The sequence below is a fragment of the Flavobacterium xanthum genome, from assembly GCF_900142695.1.
GTDB classification, from domain to species: Bacteria; Bacteroidota; Bacteroidia; order Flavobacteriales; family Flavobacteriaceae; genus Flavobacterium; species Flavobacterium xanthum.
In genome coordinates this window covers 16,549-36,476 of record NZ_FRBU01000031.1, presented here as the reverse complement: position 1 = coordinate 36,476, position 19,928 = coordinate 16,549, and the positions used below count along the sequence as shown (strand labels likewise).

17 protein-coding genes are annotated in these 19,928 nt (G+C 35.1%); 8 read left to right on the top strand and 9 right to left on the bottom strand.

Annotated elements, in window-relative coordinates; translation table 11 throughout:
- Positions 1–157: 157 nt before the first annotated feature.
- The 3 genes from BUC11_RS12570 (at position 158) to BUC11_RS12560 (ending at position 3,431) form a co-directional block, all read left to right on the top strand.
- On the top strand, positions 158–1,654 hold the full coding sequence (locus tag BUC11_RS12570; RefSeq protein ID WP_073354561.1) for a carboxypeptidase regulatory-like domain-containing protein: 1,497 nt from the start codon (positions 158–160) through the stop codon (positions 1,652–1,654).
- Between the two features lie 176 nt (positions 1,655–1,830).
- Complete coding sequence (locus BUC11_RS12565) at positions 1,831–3,009, top strand: AIR synthase related protein (protein ID WP_073354559.1); 1,179 nt, start codon at positions 1,831–1,833, stop codon at positions 3,007–3,009.
- Between the two features lie 62 nt (positions 3,010–3,071).
- Entirely contained in the window at positions 3,072–3,431 is a 360-nt protein-coding gene (locus BUC11_RS12560; RefSeq protein WP_073354556.1) for a hypothetical protein, read from the top strand.
- A gap of 198 nt (positions 3,432–3,629) precedes the next feature.
- On the opposite strand, the gene BUC11_RS12555 is transcribed toward BUC11_RS12560, so the two are convergent.
- A complete protein-coding gene (locus BUC11_RS12555; RefSeq protein ID WP_073354552.1) occupies positions 3,630–6,458 on the bottom strand; it encodes a M16 family metallopeptidase in 2,829 nt (942 codons plus the stop codon).
- 257 nt (positions 6,459–6,715) lie between these two features.
- Between BUC11_RS12555 and BUC11_RS12550 the strand changes: the two genes are divergently transcribed.
- The gene (locus BUC11_RS12550) at positions 6,716–7,324 is read left to right on the top strand and encodes a GNAT family N-acetyltransferase (RefSeq protein WP_073354550.1); all 609 of its coding nucleotides are present in this window, start codon (positions 6,716–6,718) and stop codon (positions 7,322–7,324) included.
- A 24-nt stretch (positions 7,325–7,348) separates the two neighbouring features.
- Here the strand turns inward: BUC11_RS12550 and BUC11_RS12545 are convergent, their stop codons facing one another.
- Positions 7,349–9,502 carry a PAS domain-containing protein gene (locus BUC11_RS12545; RefSeq protein ID WP_073354548.1) on the bottom strand — a complete coding sequence of 718 codons (2,154 nt, stop codon included), beginning with the start codon at positions 9,500–9,502 and terminating at the stop codon, positions 7,349–7,351.
- Between the two features lie 232 nt (positions 9,503–9,734).
- On the opposite strand from BUC11_RS12545, the gene BUC11_RS16790 reads away from it, so the two are divergent.
- The gene (locus BUC11_RS16790) at positions 9,735–9,971 is read left to right on the top strand and encodes a hypothetical protein (protein WP_139259488.1); all 237 of its coding nucleotides are present in this window, start codon (positions 9,735–9,737) and stop codon (positions 9,969–9,971) included.
- Positions 9,972–10,118: 147 nt separating this feature from the next.
- Entirely contained in the window at positions 10,119–10,559 is a 441-nt protein-coding gene (locus BUC11_RS12540; protein ID WP_073354547.1) for a hypothetical protein, read from the top strand.
- Between the two features lie 103 nt (positions 10,560–10,662).
- Here the strand turns inward: BUC11_RS12540 and BUC11_RS12535 are convergent, their stop codons facing one another.
- The 6 genes from BUC11_RS12535 to BUC11_RS12510 form a co-directional block, all read right to left on the bottom strand.
- Entirely contained in the window at positions 10,663–11,925 is a 1,263-nt protein-coding gene (locus tag BUC11_RS12535) for a peptidylprolyl isomerase (RefSeq protein WP_073354545.1), read from the bottom strand.
- Between the two features lie 32 nt (positions 11,926–11,957).
- The gene (locus BUC11_RS12530; protein ID WP_073354542.1) at positions 11,958–13,082 is read right to left on the bottom strand and encodes a peptidylprolyl isomerase; all 1,125 of its coding nucleotides are present in this window, start codon (positions 13,080–13,082) and stop codon (positions 11,958–11,960) included.
- A gap of 8 nt (positions 13,083–13,090) precedes the next feature.
- Positions 13,091–13,753, bottom strand: a complete 663-nt coding sequence (gene gldI / locus BUC11_RS12525; RefSeq protein WP_073354540.1) for a gliding motility-associated peptidyl-prolyl isomerase GldI — start codon at positions 13,751–13,753, stop codon at positions 13,091–13,093.
- Positions 13,754–13,757: 4 nt separating this feature from the next.
- Positions 13,758–14,762 carry a DHH family phosphoesterase gene (locus BUC11_RS12520; RefSeq protein WP_073354538.1) on the bottom strand — a complete coding sequence of 335 codons (1,005 nt, stop codon included), beginning with the start codon at positions 14,760–14,762 and terminating at the stop codon, positions 13,758–13,760.
- A gap of 69 nt (positions 14,763–14,831) precedes the next feature.
- Positions 14,832–16,088, bottom strand: a complete 1,257-nt coding sequence (locus tag BUC11_RS12515) for a voltage-gated chloride channel family protein (protein WP_073354536.1) — start codon at positions 16,086–16,088, stop codon at positions 14,832–14,834.
- 34 nt (positions 16,089–16,122) lie between these two features.
- A complete protein-coding gene (locus BUC11_RS12510; protein ID WP_073354534.1) occupies positions 16,123–16,533 on the bottom strand; it encodes a RidA family protein in 411 nt (136 codons plus the stop codon).
- Positions 16,534–16,813: 280 nt separating this feature from the next.
- Here BUC11_RS12510 and BUC11_RS12505 point away from each other — a divergent pair, with 280 nt between their 5' ends.
- Positions 16,814–17,482: a hypothetical protein gene (locus tag BUC11_RS12505; RefSeq protein WP_073354532.1), complete on the top strand. Its 669-nt coding sequence runs from the start codon at positions 16,814–16,816 to the stop codon at positions 17,480–17,482.
- 129 nt (positions 17,483–17,611) lie between these two features.
- Here the strand turns inward: BUC11_RS12505 and BUC11_RS12500 are convergent, their stop codons facing one another.
- A complete protein-coding gene (locus BUC11_RS12500) occupies positions 17,612–18,139 on the bottom strand; it encodes a hypothetical protein (protein ID WP_073354528.1) in 528 nt (175 codons plus the stop codon).
- 200 nt (positions 18,140–18,339) lie between these two features.
- Here BUC11_RS12500 and guaA point away from each other — a divergent pair, with 200 nt between their 5' ends.
- Positions 18,340–19,869: a glutamine-hydrolyzing GMP synthase gene (gene guaA, locus BUC11_RS12495; protein ID WP_073354527.1), complete on the top strand. Its 1,530-nt coding sequence runs from the start codon at positions 18,340–18,342 to the stop codon at positions 19,867–19,869.
- Positions 19,870–19,928 lie beyond the last annotated feature (59 nt).

Sequence of the window (19,928 nt, the reverse complement as noted above, 5' to 3'; positions counted from 1 at the left end):
CTCTTCTTGTTCTTGACATAATTCTGCTAATTTAAGGTTTTTAATCCTATCTTAAATTCACACAAAAAGTTGTACGTTTTTTGGGGAGCAGCATAAAGGCATGACTAATGCCCTGATGAAATAATCATAGCTCATTAATAATATTAATTCTATCCTGATGAAAAATATTTATCTTAAAATTAGTTTGGTCTTGTTGCTAGTTACAGTTTTCTCCTGTAGCGAAGAAAATTTTGCTGGAGAAGAATTTGGTACTGTTGAGGGTAAAGTCGTGAGTGCAATAGATTTTAAGCCTTTAGCAAATGTCAAAGTTTTTTCTAACCCAAATTCAAGTATAGTCTTTACAGATGAAGAGGGAAAGTTTGTTGTAAATAATGTAAAAGTAGGAGATTATTCTTTTGAAGCTCAAAAAGATGGATATATTACTAAATTTGAGGCTGCTACTGTAAATACTGGTAAAGCGACCAATTTAGTTTTTGAATTAAAATTATCAACGACGAATAACAAACCTCCAACTACTCCAGTTTTAGTTTCTCCTCCCGATAATGCTATTGATCAAGCTTTAGAATTAAATTTGACGTGGACAGCTACAGATACTGAAAAAGACAGTTTAAAATATACAATTACTGTGAGAAAGGACAATAGTAATGATATTGTGACTTATTCAGATATTTCTAAAACCAATTACACATTAAAAGGGTTGTCTTACAGCACCAAGTATTATTGGCAGGTTTCAGTTTCGGACGGAATAAATCCGCCGGTTTTAAGTGCTGTTCGAACTTTTACGACTATTGCTTTTCCAAACGCAAGATTTTTGTTTGTTAAGAATGAAACTAATAATTATGTTATTTATTCAGGAGATGAGAAGGGAGGTCAATTGCAATTAAGTAGTTCGAGTGTAAATAGTTGGCGGCCAAGAAAAAATAATCAAGTTAAAAAAATTGCATTTATAAGAGCAAGTGGTGCACAAAATCATATTTACACAATGAATCCGGATGGCTCTGGAATTTTTAAAGTAACGAACTCAGTTCCTATTTCTGGATTCAATTCAGATTTTATAAATTTTTCTTGGAATGCCTCTGGAAGTCAGATTATCTATCCTTATTTTGACAAATTATATCGAATTAATAACGATGGTAGTGGTTTGACTAAAATTTATCAAACTCCAAATGGTAAATTTATATCAGAATGTGATTGGAGCAATGATGGAGCAAAAATTGCATTAAAAGTAAATGATGCTAACGGTTATAATGCTGAAATATATTTGATCAATGCAGCAGGAACCGTCACTAATCAAATTATCTCTGGAACTTCTGGTGCCATTGGAGGTTTGAATTTTACCGTAAACAGTCAGAAATTAATTTTCACAAGAGATGTTTCTGGTTATGAGGATGCTAATTACAGGCAATTAGATACAAGAGTGTTTCAGTATGTTTTTAGTACTAATTTAATTAGTGAGGCAGGTTTAGAAAAACCAGCAGGAACGTTAGATTTAGATGTAAGGTATTCACCTAATGAAGCAGAGTTAATTGTCACGAATACTTCCAATGATGGTATATCTGCTAAAAACATTGTGAAATATACTCCATCTATCAATAATACAGGAGTTTCAAGAGTAATTTTATTTACCAATGCTAGTATGCCAGATTGGGAATGATAGCAATGAATCAAAAAAAAACACCCATTTCTAGCGAATTGGGTATTTTTTTATGCAACAGTTACCGCTAAATTTGAACTAAACTCTTCAACAAGGACAATAGACAAAACCGAAAAAAAATAATTATCTTTGCGGCACAACCAGCTGCTTAAAAGCAGACTTCACAACTATACTACATGAGTTCAGATACTTCAAAAAGATATGCTCTTCGCGGTGTTTCGGCATCCAAAGAGGACGTACACAACGCAATAAAAAACATTGATAAAGGGTTATTTCCGCAAGCTTTTTGTAAAATCGTTCCAGATTATCTAACTCAAGATGATGATTATTGTCTTGTAATGCATGCGGATGGAGCGGGAACAAAATCCTCTTTGGCATACTTATATTGGAAAGAGACTGGCGATATTTCAGTTTGGAAAGGCATTGCTCAAGATGCCTTAATCATGAATATTGATGACCTACTATGTGTAGGTGCTACAGATAATATTTTGCTTTCATCCACTATTGGACGAAACAAAAATCTAATTACTGCCGAAGTAATTTCAGCAATTATAAACGGAACCGAAGAATTAATCAAGGAATTAGACTCTTTTGGGGTATCCATACATTCCACAGGGGGTGAAACCGCAGATGTAGGTGATATTGTTCGAACTATAATTGTTGATTCAACAGTTACAGCTCGCATGAAACGAAGCAAAGTAATTGACAATGCTAACATTAAAGCAGGAGACGTAATAGTAGGATTGGCTTCTTTTGGTCAAGCTACGTATGAGAAAAGCTATAATGGCGGAATGGGAAGCAACGGCTTGACATCGGCACGTCATGATGTCTTTGGGAAGTACCTGGCAACTAAATATCCAGAAAGTTTTGATCCAGCAGTGCCTGAGGAATTAATCTATTCTGGACAAGTAAAATTGACTGATGCCGTTGAAAATTCACCAATAGATGCAGGACAATTAGTGCTTTCGCCAACCAGAACCTACGCGCCAATTATCAAGAAAATTTTAGATATTTATACTTCTACTGAAATTCACGGAATGGTGCATTGTAGTGGGGGAGCGCAAACCAAAATTTTGCATTTTATAGAAAACTTACACATTATAAAAGATAATTTATTTCCAGTGCCACCATTGTTTCAATTGATACAAGAACAATCCAAAACGGACTGGAAAGAAATGTATCAAGTTTTTAATTGTGGACACAGAATGGAAATTTATGTTCCAGAAGATATTGCTGATACTATTATTGCAATTTCAAAATCATTTAATGTTGATGCGCAAATTGTAGGTAGAGTAACGGAATCTGACGTTAAAAAACTGACGATTACCAGCGAATATGGAACTTTCGAATATTAATTAACCCATTGAATTAGTGCTGATTTTTTAATCTTTTCCTATTCAATATTCACTATTTTAAAATGTACGAATTACTTTTTTGGAAATATCTTGAGGGAATTTATTTAAACCATCATGAAGTGTATGAAGCTATTATCGAAGAACAGGCTCACATTGAGGGATTAGAAGAACTTCCTGTTCAAGTCATCTTGAATAGAATTGCATCGGTTTTCTCAAAATGGGAAAAAGTCGACGATAAAAGTTGGAAAAATAACACTGGGGTAGGTGCATTTCACATTAGAACCACGCCGCAAAGTATAAAAATTGATTGTTATGGTACCGAAGGCAAGACCATGGATGCCTTGGTAAACATAATGGAGGAATTCAAGTGCGCCCTGTATGATCCTCAAGTCCCACAGCGCTATGATGAAATGGCCGAGTAGTTTTTTTAGAAGCTAATCCAGCACTACGCTTCAAGTCCTCCCTTAAATAAACATTTTTCTATGTCCTGAAAGGAGCTCCCGTTGGTCGCTCTTTCAGGACAAGAAAAAATTGTTTTTTTGTAGTCTGGGCTTTTCACTTCGATCTGGGCTAATTACGATCTGTAATTCGAACCAACTATAATATCAGCAAACGGAGCATTATTTTGTTTCCGTTTTATTCAAAAGAATAGGCTCTCCAAAACCAATTTGAGATAACTTTTTTAACTGTGTCTCCGCATCTCCTACTACTAAATAGATCATTTTATCAGGATTCAAATAGTTTTCTGAAAGCTTTTTTATACTATCCACTGTGCTATTTTTCACTATGTTTTCCTGTTGTTTTGCATAGTCATCAGCGTAATTATAGTTGCTAATATCATAAAGCATTTCTAGTTTAGACGATAAGGTTTCAAATGCTCTTGCATTGCTCTTTATTAAATATCCTTTGGTTACTTCAAGGTCATTCTCGCTGAAATTTTTTCCGTACTGCTGCAAGATTTCCTTGATCAAATTCACAGATTCAAAGGTAACATTTGATCTAACACCACTAGAAATAAGGAATGGCCCTTTATTAGTAGAGCCAGTAAAGGAGGAGCTTATGCCATAAGTATATCCTTTTCCCTCTCGTAATTGCTGTGTAAGCTGGGACGCAAAACTACCACCACCTAAGCGATAATTCATTATTTGGGCTGGATAAAAATTTGCATCAGTGGCTGCAAGTGCAGGATAACCAATTCGGATTACGGATTGTTTTGCCCCTGGAACATCATAAAAATAAATTTTTGAGGAGGCGATTGTATTCCCAATTGTAATTTTTGGAAAAGTAATATTTTTAGATTTCCACTCTCTATTTAAAGAAGTTAAAGAATTAATAACATTCACTTTTGAAATAGCACCTACAATCTGAAAATTAGCGACAGAAGGAGCAGTGTTTTTAGCGTAATAATTTTTCAAATCCTCTAGCGTAATTTTCTTGACCGTGCTTTCAGTTCCAATACGATTATACGCTAAAATAGATTCATTTCCATAAATTAATTTTTTGAATTCATTTCTGGCGATGCTATTAGGATCTGCTTTCTGTTGTAAAATCTGGCTTAAAGTACTTTGCTTGATTAATTCAAATTCTTTTGCATCCCAGCGCGGTTGTACTATTATTTCTTGAACTAACGCCATAGTAGCGTTGTAATTCTTTGCCAATGTAGTCACCGAGATAAAAATTGCTTCGTCTGTTGCGTAGGCGTTAATTGTGGCTCCAAGACTTTCGATAGCATTTTCCAATTGTTCTGGTGTTTTGTTTTTGGTCCCTTTAGTCATCAGTTGAGCCAGCATATTCGAAACTCCTATTTTATCACTTTCTTCTAGGAGCATTCCTCCCTTTATTTGCAACTGAAATTGTACGAGAGGTACTTCTTGGTTTTCAATTCCCAAAACGTTTAGTCCAGATGATAACTTACTTTTCCAAACTAAAGGTAACTTTACATCAGGGCTTTCACCATAAGAGGGTTCCTTAGTTCTATCAAATTTAGAAGGTGTTTTTTCATACGTTGCCGCAATGCTAGCATCGAAGGAATCTTCCTTTCCTTCAACTATTTTTTCCTCTACTACCGCGGCTAATGTAGAACCATTTAAGATTAAAGTTGATTCTCCTTTTGGAACAAAACTAGTGGCTACATACTGTTTTCCTTTGATGTACTTTTGATATACCCGCATCACATCTTCAGTAGACACTGCCAGAATTTTTTTTACATCTTGGTTAATATACTCTGGTGTTCCCGCGAAAATTTCATATTGTGCCAGTTGAAATCCTTTTCCCAATACACTGGACAAATTAGTATAGAAAGCGGTTTCTTGTCCCGCTTTAATGCGGTCTAAATCTTGTTGTGAAATTCCTTCCGCTTCAAAGTTTTTAAAAGCTACGTTAACACCTTCCATAACTTCATTCAGGTTTACTTTTTCAAATGCGGTTACACTTAACATGTATTGACCAGCTATTTCTGAATTATATTGAAATACATCAGCGGCATCGGTTAATTTTTTGTCTTCAACAAGAATTTTGTACAAAGGCGCTTTTTTACCTTTTGAAAGATAACTGGCCAGCACTTCTAAGGCATAACTATCAGGATGGTACTCGTAAACAGACGGCCAAGTCAATGTGAGTTGCGGTAGCTTTGCAAAATTATCCTCATAATAGAGTTTCTTAGTTTCGGTCAGTGTCACAGGCTGTTTTTCCATTTTTGGAATTGCTTCGCCACGTTTTATTTCTCCAAAATATTTTTCAACCCACGCTTTAGTTTGTTCCACATTAAAATCTCCGGCAATAGTCAACGTAACATTATTAGGAACATACCAGCGATTGTAAAAACTTTTTACATCTTCAAGAGTAGCATTTTGTAGGTCTTCTAATGAACCAATAACATCCCAGTTATAGGGATGCGTTGACGGGTATAAATTTTTAGATATTACGGAAAAGGTATGTCCGTAAGGTCTATTATCATAACTCTGTCTTTTTTCATTTTTAACGACCTGTTTTTCTTTTGATAGAACCGGTTCTGTAACCGTGTTGATAAAATAGCCTAATTTATCTGCTTCAGCCCAAATCATTTTTTCTAATGCATCTTTAGGAACGGTTTGAAAATAATTAGTACGGTCTCTACTAGTTGAACCATTTGCTCCAGCACCACCAATACGCGCACTCATTTTATCAAGACCTCCTTTGCCTAAATTCTCTGATTCCAAGAAAAGTAAGTGTTCAAATAAATGAGCAAATCCGGTTCGGCCCGCTTTTTCTCTCGCAGAACCTACGTGGCTTGTCAAAGCAACAGCCACAACTGGATCTGATCTATCGAGGTGTAAGATGACTTGTAATCCGTTATCTAAGGTAAATTTTTCAAATTCTACTTTAAATTCTTTCGGTTTTTGGTTTTGAGAATAAGAAGAGCAGGTACAACAAAGCAAGAAATAGAGCAGGAGTGATTGGATTGATTTCATGTTTAGAATTTAGGTTTGGCGTTATTTTTTCGAACAAACGAATTTATTATTTCAAAGAACTAAAGTAAGAAATAATAGTAATAAACTCATTAAGGAGAAGCATTTGATTTATCATTTTAAATTTGAAGTATATTTTCGATTTTTGTTAAAGGAGTAGTTTCTAAAATTGAAATAGGTCCGCTAAATAATTCTTAGAAAGCGAACTTTATAGTTTATATTTGATGCAGTTGGTTGCTTTATAATTAATTGGATAGTATATGAATTTTAATTTTTCAGAAGAGGTAATTCTTGAGGATGAAGTCGTTTTGTTACGGCCATTACAAAAATCAGATGTGGATAATTTATTAGAAATTTCCATGAATGAGCCAGAAACTTGGCAGTACTCGTTAATTCGTGCTAATGGAAAAGAAAATCTGGAAAATTATATTCAAATTGCCTTAAAAGCGAGAGAAAATGGCTTAGAACTTCCTTTTATAGTTTTCGACAAAAAATCAGGAAAGTATGTTGGGAGCACTCGTTTTTATGATATTGATCTGTCATTCAAAACCCTTCAGTTAGGCTATACTTGGTACGGAAAAGCATTCCGAGGAACGGGTTTAAACAAACATTGTAAATTCTTGTTGTTACAGTTTGCATTCGAGAACTTAGGTGTAGAACGAGTAGAATTCCGCGCGGATAATAACAATCAACGAAGTATTGCAGCCATGAAAAGTATAGGTTGTAAGGTAGAAGGAGTTTTGAGAAATCACATGCCAACCTTAGGAAGCGAATTGCGACGGGACACTATTGTTTTGAGTATCTTAAAAGAAGAATGGTTTTTAGATGTTAAAGCAAAACTGAAAAGTACCTTATCATGCGACAGTTAGTAATAGGCAGAGTCATTGTGAGACTTAAATCATAGTGTCACTTCCGCCTTTGCGGTATCCAATTAATTGTCGGTATTTTGATTCTGTTTCTTTTAACTCTTGCTCCATCTGTTTGTATTTGCTAATGTCTTTTATAGTGACAACAGCAGCAACTACAGTGTTATTTTGATCTACCAATGGTCTACCACTGATCAGCACTCGTTTCTTTTCCTGTGCAATGGGATTCCAAAGTATGATTTCGATATCCGTTGTCACCTCTCCATTTAGTGCCCGTTCCATGGGTAAATTTTGAGAAGGAAAAATCGTTTTCTCATCTGGAAAATACAATTCAAAGTGATTACTCAAATTAGGTGATATTTTGTCGTCCTCTTCAATTCCAAAAATTTCATTGGCCATGTTGTTGGCCATGATGATTTTTTTATCGGCATTTGCTACAATAATTCCCTCACTAATATTTTCGACAATTAGTCTCAGTTTTTCTTCATTTTCATAAAGATCATTAATGGCGACTTGTTGCTCGTTTTCTAATTGGACAAGTTTTGTAACGTTTCGTCCAACCGAATAAAACACTCCATTCTCAACATCCATGTTGCTGTTCCAATCTAGCCATTTATAGGTCCCATCTTTACATAAAAAACGGGTCCTGAAATTCACAATAGATTCTCCTTTGTAATGTTTTTCAAGTACTTCGGTGGCCATTTGTCTGTCGTCAGGATGAATTAAATCTATGAATTTTATTTTATCCATTTCCTCTTGACTGTATCCAAGGGTTTTAGTGAAGGCCTCATTGATTTTGATGAAATGCCCGTCTTTGGCAACCGTTAGTATATCGAATGCCATATTGAAAAACATATTCGATATTTTTAGAGATTCTTCATTTTTAATTAATTTTGTAATATCTCTCGCAACCGCATATAGGACTCCTGTTTGGATATCAATTGTCATGGTCCAATCTAGTAATTTATAAGTGCCATCTTTAATGCGTTCTCGAACTCTATAACTAATAACAGAATCGCTAATTTGTAAATTTTTAATTGCATTTGTAACCATTTTTGAATCATCAGGATGTAAAAATTCTAAAATGGATCGGTTAATAATTTCATTTTGGTCATAGCCAAGAATCCGTGTAAAGGCTGGATTAACTTTTATAAATTTGAGGTCTTTGATCACTACAAACATATCAAATGACATGTAAAAAAACATATTAGAAACACTTAACGCATTTTCAATTTCTTTTTTATTTGTAATGTCACTAGCAACAGCGTATAACAATTCGTTTTTAACATCCGGAAAAACGGACCAAGCCAACCACTTTATGCTGCCGTCTTTGCAAATGTATCTGTTTTCAAACTTGATAGAAGAAGCTCCTGTTTTAAGTTTAGCAACTTCTTTGTGCGTAATTTCAAGATCATCAGGATGGGTAAATTCCAAAAAGTTTTTGCTTAAAAGCTCTTCTTCCGAATATCCTAAAATTCTACTAACCGACGGATTAACTTTTATGAATTTTTGCAGCGTTGAAATAATCATCATTTCTACGGACATCATGAAGAATTTGTCCGCAGCTTTAGATGATTCTTCTAGCTTTTTTCTTTCGGAAATATCGGTAAAAATGCCTCCTATGGCATATATTCTTTTGGTGGCATCATAAATAGGAAATTTGACTGCGATATAAGTGTGCTCGCCATCTGCTTGCTGAATTGATTCCTCTGTTTTTAATTCTTTCAAAGCTTTGACGACTTCAAAATCCGAATTTCGATAGGCGTTCGCAGTAAGCGGTGCCAGAAAATCTTCATCTGTTTTGCCTGCTATTTCTTCATTTGAAATTTTAAATAAGGACTCAAACTCTTTGTTGATTAACAAATATTCTCCATTTATTTTTTTTATGAATATAGGACTCGAAGTATTATCAATTATGGATTGAAGTAATTGCTTATTTTCTGAAAGTAATTTTTGGGAAATATCTTTAGCTCGAAGTTGAGCGCGTATAATAAAATAGACGACGGTTAACAAAATGATAGAAAGAATAATTAGTGAGATTTCAATCCAATTCATTGAATTGTCTAATGATTGATCTCGTTTTTTGTCAATTCTCAAGATAAAAACCCAAGCTATTGCAAAAACAACAAATAAATTAAGGATGAAACCAATTATTATTTTTTTTTCTAAAGAAATTTTCATGGTATAACAGTATTTAATTCAAAGAAAATCAATCTAAATTTTACTATTCCAAAATAAATATAAGTATATGAAAGTTAGTGATTTAAATTTAATTTTCATCATTTATTTTTGCATTCAATAGGTAGTATTCTAGAGACTTTTGTTTTCTTGTCACTTGCAGTAACGAAGTTATATCGGTTTTCGATTAAGTTAAATTAAACGCAAGAAAAGACACAATTACAGCTAAACTCAGATGGCTATCTGGGCTTTGGATACTTTGCCTCGAAGATCAGAAGTGTTGACGACGTGCAAAGGATTTCAATCCTTAGGATGGAGTATTCCACTCCGAATTCATTGTTCGTTCGTCGGGATGAACCCAACCAATCCTTGGCTGCTAGCTATTTCATCGGCTGTTGCTGTTTTATTGCAGATTGTTCCTCGTTTAATATTGATTTGGTGGAAGATGATCTCGTTTTGTGCTAACTTTTAGTTGCAAAAAGTAGTCGACTTTGTGAAAATGTTTCCGAACTTTGCAAGCTGAGAAAACAATAGCTACTTGGTGCGATTCCAAATTTGGCGAAAGCATAAAGCGGCGCGTGCTTAGGACCATTAACGAATAAATAATAATCAGCTACAAATGAAAATAATCCCAAAAAACGGAATTGAGAAACTCATTTTCGGAATGAAACAAAATGATGTGACGGCACTATACGGCAAGCCAGATCGCAATTACAAAGACGAAGATAACAATGTGATTTTTGCTTATAACAAGCTAAAAATGCGTTTGACTTTCTATGTTGAAGAAGATTTTAAATTGGGTTATATCGTAGCCTCGAGTCCAGAGCTGGAATTGTTTGGATTTAAAATGATCAACAGAAAAATTAGTGAAGTCAAAAAAGATTTAGCTACTAAGGGCATTACTAAGTTCACTGAGGAAGAGTTTGATACATTTGAGAACTACTTCAATGAAGAAAATTGGATTATTTTTCAAACGGAATTTGATGAGGTTGTGAAATTTGAAATTGGTGCTATTATCAATCAAAAGGACGAATTTGATTGGAAATTTGGAAAGAAATAAAGTACGTTTTAATCTTTATTTTAAAGATATTTCCATCGAATGGTAAAAAAAACCCGACAGCTTTTGAAGTCTGTCGGGTTTTTTTAGGATTTATGTTTGTGCTCTATTGTTTTGGAGCGGGTTGTTTTTCCAGCATTTCCAATTCGAAAATAAGCATGGTATTTGGTGGGATAACACCTCCAGCGCCTCTTTCTCCATACGCTAAATTGGAGGGGATGAAAACGACCGCTTTATCACCAAAAGCCATATTGTCTAATCCTTCAATAAATCCGGGAATCATACCGTCTTTTTTTCCTGCTTCAAATGGGAAGGCTTGGTATCCGTTTTGAGCGGCACGATTTGCATCAAATTTCCCGTAAGTTTTATTGACTTCTTCATAACTGCTATCAAATAAAGTTCCGTCCTCAAAGTAACCAGCATAATTGAAATAGAATGTTGTTCCGTTAACGGGTTTTATTCCGGTTCCTTTCTCAGTTATTTTGTATGCTAATCCAGATGGAGTAGTAGTTGCTGTTGCTTTTATAGTGGCTAAATAGGCTTTTTTGGCGGCGACTATAGAACCGTAATTTCCCATGTACACTTTTTTGGCTTCCGCTTCTTCAACTTCACGTTTTGCTTTGTTTTCGACTTCAATAGCTGCTTGTTTCGCTTTATTTTCAGCGTTGATTAAATCCTGTTTCTTTTGATCTTCGGATTTATTATTGAAATAATCTGCGAATACTTTTGGAGCATCAAATTTTTTGGCCAATGCCCCTTTTCTCACAATGGTGATCTTTGTAATTACATCGCTTTGCGCAATAGCATTAACCACACTCATTCCTTCAGTAACATGTCCAAAAATGGTGTGTTTTCCATCCAGCCAAGGTGTTGCTTTGTGTGTGATAAAGAATTGGCTTCCATTCGTTGTTGGTCCAGAATTAGCCATAGACAGTATTCCGGCTTTGCTGTGCTTTAAATCAGTGAATTCGTCCTTGAAGGCATAACCTGGACCACCGGAACCACTTCCAGAAGGATCTCCTCCCTGAATCATGAAATCTTTGATTACACGGTGAAACTTCAACCCATCAAAAAATGGTTTTCCTTTAAGATTTTCTGGCGTTACAAAGGTGTTTTTACCTTCTGCCAAAGCAATAAAATTAGCAACGGTTACAGGTGCTTTTTTGTATTCTAGTTCCACAACAATAGCTCCTTTATTCGTAGCAATTGTGGCAAAGATTCCCTCGATAACAACCGGAGCTTTAACCGGAGCTTTTACAACTGCTTTGGTTGTGGTAGTTGATTTTTTTGCAGGAACAGATTTCTTGACAGTTTGAGAATGTACATTGACCATTCCCAGAAATAATAAAAACAGAATTTTAAATTTCATTTTGTACTAATTTAAAGGCTTATTGTTTAAAACTATTGGGGCATTTTTTCTAATAACTCAATTTCAAAAATGATGTTAGCATTGGGTGGGATTACGCCTCCAGCTCCAGCTGCTCCATATCCTAAACGCGACGGGATAAAAATAACCGCTTTATCTCCAAGAGACAATTGCTCCAATCCTTCTATAAAACCAGGAATCATGCCATCTTTTTTGCCTGCTTGAAAAGGAATGGGTTGATATCCGTTTTGAGCGGCTCTGTTTTCATCGTATTTTCCGAAAGTTTGAGCAACATTTTCTACGCTGGCATCAAATAATTCTCCATCTTCTAGAAAACCAGAATAGTGAATGAATATATTGCTTCCCTTAGCGGGTTTTTTTCCACCACTTTTTTGGGTAATCACGTATTCTAATCCTGTAGGTGTTTTTGTTGCTTTGGTTTTTAAATCAGTAAAATAAGCTACTTTTTCCTCGCGAACTACTTTGTATTTTTCGTTGTACACTCTTTTGTTTTCAGCATCAATAGCTGCTTTTTTCTTTTGGTTTTCAGATTCAACGGCAAAGTAATCATTGAATATTTTTGCAGCGTTGAATTTCTTTGCATTTTCGCCATTTCGAATAATGGTTACTTTATTGATGTAATCGTTTTGTTCAATTTTGTTGACTACGTCGATTCCTTTTTCAACTACATGACCAAAAATAGTATGCTTGCCATCCAACCAAGGTGTTGCAAGATGCGTGATGAAAAATTGACTGCTGTTGGTCATCGGTCCGTTATTGGCCATAGCCAAAACACCAGCGTTATCAAACTTTAAATCTGAGAATTCATCTTTAAATTTATATCCTGTATCTCCAGATCCTGTTCCTAATGGATCTCCGGTTTGTATCATGAAATCTTTGATCACTCTGTGGAATTTCAAACCGTCAAAAAAAGGTTTGTTTTTAAGGTTTTCATTGGTTACAAATTCATTTTTTCCTTCGGCTAAGGCCACAAAATTAGCGACCGTAATTGGCGCTTTTTCGAAGTCTAATTGAACGATGATGTCTCCTTTATTAGTTTCAATTTTAGCATACAAGCCATCTGGCAGATTGCTGTGTTCTTCTTTGCAAGAATAAAAGGAGGCGATTACTAGGAATACGAATAGGATCTTTTTTTTCATTTCTAAATTTAATTTTGTGGAGTTAAAGTGTCTTGAGGTTTACTCAAAGCGGGTGCTTCTTTCTTTATTGGTGGTGCAACTGTGGGCGTTGATACCTTTAATTGACTTTCTTTTTTATACACTACTTCCGATTTAAAATCACGAAGTGTAACGGTACAAATTATAGGTTGGTTGGTGCCAATTTTTTTATCATCACCATGGTATCCATACGCCATATTGGACGGAAAAAGGAAGGTTACTTTTTCGTTTTTACGCATCAACTTAATACCGTCACGCAAGCCCATCATGATATTTTGTTTGTCCACATAGTACGTTTGAGGTCTTAATTCTAACTCCGAATAAAAAATGGTTCCTTTTAAATCTTTGATTTCGTAATCAAAGAAGGCCACATCTCCTTTTTTTGGTGTAAGCGTATCAGTAGTATTTCGTGTTACATAGGAGTACCAGTATCCTTTTTTGGAGGCCAAGTACACTACATTAGGATTGCTCTTGATTAGATTCTGAATTTGGCTTTCCTCAGTAGAAACCAGTTTTTTGTTGCGGGCAATAGATTTTTTCATGAAACTCCCAGAAGCCTGAGAGATTGGTCTTCTGGCTTCTTGATGCTGTTTGCAACTGGAAATTAGAAGAAACAAAAAAAATACAACGGCTATTCGCGTGCTATTTTTCATAGGATTAGATGCTTAATTTTGTTATCAAATCTTCAAATTTCTTTTTGGTTTCTTCCATCGTATCGGATGATTTCCCTCCCGCAGCATTGCGATGTCCTCCTCCGTTAAAATAATCTCTTGCAAATTGATTGACATCAAAATCACCTTGGGAACGAAATGAAATTTTGATTATTTTCTCTTCTTTATTTTCTATAAATATAGCTGTAAAAAGGATTCCTTTGATGCTTAAGCCATAATTCACAATTCCTTCCGTATCGCCTTTAACATAATCAAAGGAATTCAATTCCTCCTGCGTCAAAGTGGTGTAGGCGGTTTTATGTTCCGGCAGGATAATCATGTTTTGAAGTGCTCGACCTAATATTTGTAAACGCCCATAGGAACTATTGTCAAATAATAAACTTGGAATTTCAGTATTTTCGACGCCTAAATCAATTAATTCAGCTACAATTCTATGCGTTGTTCCGGTTGTTTTTGGGAAACGAAAAGAACCAGAATCCGTAAGGATTCCAGTGTAAATACAGGTTCCAATAGTTTTATCTATATCTTGTTTTTTGCCAAGAAATAAAATAAAGTTATACAGCATTTCGCAAGTAGAACCAAAAGAGGTGTCTGAGTAGGTCACAATGGCATAATCATCTGGCTTTTGATGATGGTCTATCATCACAAAAGGGGCTTTTAGTTTGGCTAACACGTGTTCCATCTCACCGGTACGATGCAAAGCATTAAAGTCTAATGTAAAAATAAGTTCTGCATCTTCAAGAATTTTTGTGCAGTTTTGTTTGTCTTTTTCGAATATTTTAACAGTTTCAGATCCCGGCATCCAAGCCAGAAAATCTGGAAATTCATTAGGAGAAACCACCACTGGATGGTGTTTGTTTTTTAATAAAAAATGGTATAAACCCAGCGTAGAACCCATGGCGTCTCCGTCAGGACCTCGGTGTGGGATTATGGCAATTTTTTTTGGAGTTGCTAATAACAACTGTATCGCTTCAATGTCTTGTATATTCATAGTCTGCGAAATTACATTTTTTTAATGTAAAGTTGAAATCATTTATACAATTAACAAACTTTTAGAAGGTTATAAAAAGTCTGTTTTTTTTCTTTTCAATTTTTGGTATACGTAGTATTTTGCTCCCCTAACTATTTGGGCTTTATAAATCCCCATGGAACCCGAACTAAAATAAGCAATTCCGCAAGCAAGTCCAATGAAAAGACCACTTTCAATCCCAAAAAGTTCCAATCCCATTACGGTACAGGCAATAGGCGTGTGAGTTGCTCCCGAAAAAACAGCTACAAATCCCATTCCTGCTAAAAGTGCTATTGGTAAGGGAACTAGCAGTGATAAGGCGCTTCCCAAAGTGGCGCCAACAAAGAACAATGGAGTGACTTCACCACCTTTAAAGCCAGCGCCTAATGTAAAACCGGTAAATAATATTTTAAGCAGGAAGTCGGATGGAGCATTAGGAATTGTAAAAGCATCAACGATAACGGGAATTCCTAAACCTGCAAATTTTGTTGTTCCAATAAAAAATAATGCTACAGCTAGAATAATTCCTCCTACACAGGGACGAAGAGGAGGAAAGGATATTGTTTTTGAGAACAAGTGACTCCATAAGTGTGTGCTTCTGGAAAAAAGCATGGCGGCTAAGCCAAATAGAATACTCACAAGCACTACCCAAAATAAATTGATAACGGTTATTGCTGGCACAAAAGGAATAGCATAATGGGTGTGTTGCACCTGCCACAATGCTACCGTAAAATAGGCTATGTAAGCAACTAGAAAAGACAATAAGACGCTTTTTAGATTGATTTTACTGAAATAAACAACTTCTAAAGCGAATAGTGCTCCTGCCAAAGGTGTCCCAAAAATGGAGGCGAATCCCGCACTGATTCCTAGAATGAGTATTGTTTTTCTTTCGGAAGAATCGAGTTGAAATAGCTTTGTAAACTGATCTGCAATGGCGCCGCCCATTTGTACTGCAGTTCCTTCTCGACCCGCCGACCCGCCAAAAAGATGCGTTAGTAATGTGCCTATAAGGATCAAAGGAGCCATTTTTAATGGAATAATTTGTTTTGGGTTTTCGTATTCTTCCAATAATAAATTATTCCCCTTAACGACTGATTCTCCCCAGTAATGATATCCTAATCCTATTAATAAGCCGCCTATTGGCAAAAGCCAAATAATCCAACTGTTGTTTTCTCTGATTTGCGTAACCCATTCTAAAGCGACAAGAAAAAATGCAGATGCCGATCCAGATAAAACGCCTACTATGCTACAGATAAAAATCCATTGGAATAGAAGCGAAGAAGTTTTTTTGGTTTTTTCTAGAATCATTAGTAAAAGGCGGCAAAGTATTTTGACAAAAGTATTATAATCCTTTTTGAATTAATGATTTTTCGGTGGCTATTGCGGTAAATTCAATTTCTACTAAATATTCAGGAGCTACTAGTTTACTGATTTCATAGAAACCGGTAGCGGGTTTTATATCTTTAAAAAAATGAGCATGCGCTTTGGCTACATCTTCAAATGTGGTTATATCTGTCGTAAATATACGGGTTCTTATAACGTCTTCCATGCTAACTTTCAAGTCTTCTAGAACTACTTTTACGCGTTCCATTATGTTCATTGTTTGTGCATACGCATCAGTAGCTTTTACTTTTTCGCCATCTACTAGAGCCACGGTTCCGGAAACTTCAATAATGTTTCCAATGCGTACCGCTCTGCAATATCCCATTTTATCTTCCCAAGGTGAGCCTGTCAATATGTTTTCTCTTTTCATTTTTTTGGTTTTTTAAATATTTGTGACAATCGAAATGCTATTTACGGTATGGCATACTATTTGCAAGTTAGAAAAAAAAGTGAAATAAGAATACCAATTTTGGATTAAAAAGTTCGAATTTAAAGTGGTGAACTTTAACTGTTTTGTTTTCTAAAATGTAATAAAAGGCAGATTTGGGAGTTATGAATGAAAGTTAAATTGTTGCCTAATTTTTGAATAAATACAATTGGTTTTTTATTTTTAAAATTTTATAAGCACTGATAAACTAATTTAGAAAGTTATGAAAAGGATTTTATTTTTAATGATAATGATCAGCATGTCTTTGAGTGGCTATGCTCAAAGTGAATTTAGTTCCAAATTTAAAGCGATTCCACTTAAAACTAATGCGCCAAAAATAAAAAAGACAATTCCACCTAAGGCAGATATTCCGCCGATTAAGACGCCAAATGTATTTAAGAATCCGGAAATATTCAACCCAAACCCCAGCCCTTTGCGCACGATTACACCTGCAAATAATTTTTCGATGACTCCAAAGAATGAATTTATTAATCCGGGAGATGTATATAAAGACAAGTGGAATAAAAAAGAAGATAATTCACAAGGTATTGTATATCGAAAAAATCAGAATTTAGGTAATTATCAAACAGGATCTGTTACGGCAAAGGTTATGTATCGTGATGCAGCTTATGTCGATGGAGATCAAATTAGAGTGTACTTGAATGATAAAGTGATTCAGAATCAAGTAAACTTGGATAGTGCTTTCAAAGGTTTTGAAATTGTATTAGAGAAAGGATTCAATAAGATCGATTTTGAAGCGCTAAATCAAGGAAGCTCTGGTCCAAATACTGCTGAATTTAAGGTTTATGATGATAAGGGAGCTTTAATTTCTGGAAGTCAATGGAATCTTGGTACGGGATTCAAGGCTACAATTATTTTAGTTAAAGAGTAGTTTGTACTTTTAGTTGCAAGGGTTATATAAAAAAAACAGACTCCTAAAATTATTTAGGAGTCTGTTTTTTTATATACGACCTCATAGCATAATTAAATTTTCACAAAATAGGCTAAGGGTACTTCTCTCCTAAAAAGGATCGGCAGTAACTTGAAATTTCATCGCTGCTTTTATAGCGATATCTTGGGTAATAGTTTCTTTTGTCACCGCTGAAATTCTTAATCTGAAACTAGGCGCTTTAATGTATTTGTCTAATTTTTCGGAAGTACACGTTAGATCTATTGTATTTGAAGTGGAGTTTATGTCTGTTAAAAAAGCCAATTCAATTTCATCACTGTCATTCGTAGAAATATACATACGTATGGATTTCAAAAATGAAAACGATTTATTAGCAGGATTAGTTACAGTCAATTTCAGTTCTTTTAGTTTTACATCCTTAACCAATTCCGCTTTTGTATTGTTGTTCTCAAATTCGGAACTTGAATTGGAGGTAATATCTGGAGTAATTAATTCAAATGCAGTATTGACAGGAAAACCGCTTGGAATTGTAACAGTAGTTTGATTGTCTATTGAAAAAGTCAATAAATCATCAATTACACTACAGGATAGGGCTACAAACCCAAAAATTGCGATAGCAATAAATTTTTTAAGTTTCATTTTTTTATCTTTATTATAGGTAAAGGCCGCAAATATAAATCATTGTAGCTTTAAAGCCTACCTTGTATGGAAGTAACTTTTGAAGGATGCTGGCGCTTCGGTTTTTACGAGAGGCAGGAGATTATAACAGCATTAAAAATAAAATAAATATTTTTCAAAATTCAATTTTTCAATTCAAAATATAAAAAGTATTTTTGCGCATGCAACACAACGTCCTTATTTTAGATTTCGGATCGCAATACACACAACTTATTGCGCGTAGAGTTCGCGAATTAAATATATTCTGCGAAATTTTCCCATACAATCATTTTCCGAGTGATTTGTCTTCTTATAAAGCAGTAATTCTTGGAGGTAGCCCTTTTTCTGTACGAGCAGAAGATGCGCCACATCCTGATTTATCTCAAATTAGAGGTAAATTACCAATGCTTGCCGTATGTTACGGAGCACAATACTTAGCTCATTTTAGTGGTGGTGAAGTAGCCGCTTCAAATACAAGAGAATATGGTAGAGCGAATTTATCTTACATAAAAGAGGATGAAGTTTTCTTTGAAGGAGTTTCAGAGAATAGTCAAGTCTGGATGAGTCACAGCGATAGTGTAAAAGTACTACCTTCAAATGGAGTAAAACTGGCAAGTACACATGATGTGGAATTTGCAGCGTATCGAATAGAAGGGGAGACAACTTATGCTATTCAGTACCATCCAGAAGTTTTTCACTCTACGGATGGATCAAAAATGTTAGAAAACTTTTTAGTTAAAATAGCAGAAGTGCCTCAAAATTTTACACCAAAAGCTTTTGTTAGCGAAATGGTAGCAGAATTGAAAGAGAAATTGCAAGATGATAAAGTAGTTCTTGGACTTTCAGGAGGAGTAGATTCCACTGTAGCAGCAGTTCTCTTGCATCAAGCAATTGGCAAAAATCTATATTGTATTTTTGTTAATAATGGTTTGCTTCGTAAGAACGAATTCCAAAATGTGTTAGACCAATACAAAGGAATGGGTTTAAACGTAAAAGGAGTAGATTCAGGCGATCGTTTTTTAAGCGAATTAGCTGGAGTGAGTGATCCTGAGACAAAACGTAAAATAATAGGACGGGTATTCATCGAAGTTTTTGATGATGAGTCACACCTTATCGAAGATGTTAAATGGTTGGCGCAAGGAACAATATATCCTGATGTTATTGAATCGGTCTCTGTAAAAGGACCATCAGCTACTATAAAATCGCACCATAATGTAGGTGGTTTACCAGATTACATGAAACTGAAAATCGTGGAGCCACTTCGCATGCTTTTTAAAGATGAAGTGCGTAGAGTAGGAGCTTCATTAGGGATAGATCCAGAATTATTAGGAAGACATCCTTTTCCTGGACCAGGATTATCCATTAGAATTTTAGGAGATATTACCCCAGAGAAAGTTCAAATTTTACAAGATGTTGATGCCGTGTTTATTGATGGATTAAAATCTTGGGGCTTGTACGATAAAGTATGGCAGGCAGGAGCAATCTTGCTTCCCGTAAACAGTGTAGGAGTTATGGGTGATGAGCGAACGTATGAAAAAGTGGTGGCACTTCGCGCAGTAGAATCTACAGACGGGATGACAGCGGACTGGGTGCATTTACCGTATGATTTCTTGATGAAAGTGTCAAATGACATTATCAATAAAGTAAGAGGTGTTAATAGAGTAGTATACGATATCAGTTCAAAACCACCGGCAACTATTGAATGGGAATAATAATTTAGTTTTTTATATCCCTAGAATAGCTAGTTCGAATGTTCATTATAAAACGGTAT

What these genes read in the sequence shown, in the direction of transcription:
- BUC11_RS12570 (WP_073354561.1), top strand. Translation starts at nt 158, where the DNA reads ATGAAAAATATTTATCTTAAAATTAGTTTGGTCTTGTTGCTAGTTACA.
- BUC11_RS12565 (WP_073354559.1), top strand. Translation starts at nt 1,831, where the DNA reads ATGAGTTCAGATACTTCAAAAAGATATGCTCTTCGCGGTGTTTCGGCA.
- BUC11_RS12560 (WP_073354556.1), top strand. Translation starts at nt 3,072, where the DNA reads ATGTACGAATTACTTTTTTGGAAATATCTTGAGGGAATTTATTTAAAC.
- BUC11_RS12555 (WP_073354552.1), bottom strand. Translation starts at nt 6,458, where the DNA reads ATGAAATCAATCCAATCACTCCTGCTCTATTTCTTGCTTTGTTGTACC.
- BUC11_RS12550 (WP_073354550.1), top strand. Translation starts at nt 6,716, where the DNA reads ATGAATTTTAATTTTTCAGAAGAGGTAATTCTTGAGGATGAAGTCGTT.
- BUC11_RS12545 (WP_073354548.1), bottom strand. Translation starts at nt 9,502, where the DNA reads ATGAAAATTTCTTTAGAAAAAAAAATAATAATTGGTTTCATCCTTAAT.
- BUC11_RS16790 (WP_139259488.1), top strand. Translation starts at nt 9,735, where the DNA reads ATGGCTATCTGGGCTTTGGATACTTTGCCTCGAAGATCAGAAGTGTTG.
- BUC11_RS12540 (WP_073354547.1), top strand. Translation starts at nt 10,119, where the DNA reads ATGAAAATAATCCCAAAAAACGGAATTGAGAAACTCATTTTCGGAATG.
- BUC11_RS12535 (WP_073354545.1), bottom strand. Translation starts at nt 11,925, where the DNA reads ATGAAATTTAAAATTCTGTTTTTATTATTTCTGGGAATGGTCAATGTA.
- BUC11_RS12530 (WP_073354542.1), bottom strand. Translation starts at nt 13,082, where the DNA reads ATGAAAAAAAAGATCCTATTCGTATTCCTAGTAATCGCCTCCTTTTAT.
- gldI (WP_073354540.1), bottom strand. Translation starts at nt 13,753, where the DNA reads ATGAAAAATAGCACGCGAATAGCCGTTGTATTTTTTTTGTTTCTTCTA.
- BUC11_RS12520 (WP_073354538.1), bottom strand. Translation starts at nt 14,762, where the DNA reads ATGAATATACAAGACATTGAAGCGATACAGTTGTTATTAGCAACTCCA.
- BUC11_RS12515 (WP_073354536.1), bottom strand. Translation starts at nt 16,088, where the DNA reads ATGATTCTAGAAAAAACCAAAAAAACTTCTTCGCTTCTATTCCAATGG.
- BUC11_RS12510 (WP_073354534.1), bottom strand. Translation starts at nt 16,533, where the DNA reads ATGAAAAGAGAAAACATATTGACAGGCTCACCTTGGGAAGATAAAATG.
- BUC11_RS12505 (WP_073354532.1), top strand. Translation starts at nt 16,814, where the DNA reads ATGAAAAGGATTTTATTTTTAATGATAATGATCAGCATGTCTTTGAGT.
- BUC11_RS12500 (WP_073354528.1), bottom strand. Translation starts at nt 18,139, where the DNA reads ATGAAACTTAAAAAATTTATTGCTATCGCAATTTTTGGGTTTGTAGCC.
- guaA (WP_073354527.1), top strand. Translation starts at nt 18,340, where the DNA reads ATGCAACACAACGTCCTTATTTTAGATTTCGGATCGCAATACACACAA.